At 70.3% G+C, this 323-nt stretch carries 1 protein-coding gene; it reads left to right on the top strand.

Going from position 1 to position 323, the window contains the following annotated elements:
* The coding region (locus GSQ90_RS14415; protein ID WP_371418378.1) for a hypothetical protein at positions 1-323 on the top strand (323 nt) is incomplete at both ends.

Below are 323 nucleotides of genomic sequence, written 5' to 3'. Positions count from 1 at the left end.
CGAGCGCGGACGGGACGCAGACGAGCACGGCTTCGACGGCGGCGACGGCAATTGTGGGTTCGCTCGCGCCGACGGGCTTGGCGCAGCAGGGAACGTCGACGAACGGCGGGACGATTGAGATCGCGGGGACGGGGGACGCGGCCGGGGATACGATCAAGCTTTACAACGGCGCGACCCTGGTCGGCTCCGGGACGGTGGGCGCTGGCGGCGCCTTCGACATCACGACGACGGCGACATTCGCGGATGGGACGTATCATCTGACGGCGACGGACACGAGCGCGGACGGGACGCAGACGAGCACGGCTTCGACGGCGGCGACGGCA

The organism is Methylocapsa sp. S129, from assembly GCF_009765995.1.
GTDB lineage: Bacteria > Pseudomonadota > Alphaproteobacteria > Rhizobiales > Beijerinckiaceae > Roseiarcus.
Note: the sequence above shows the minus strand (reverse complement) of the source record. Positions and strands in the feature narration are given on the sequence as shown.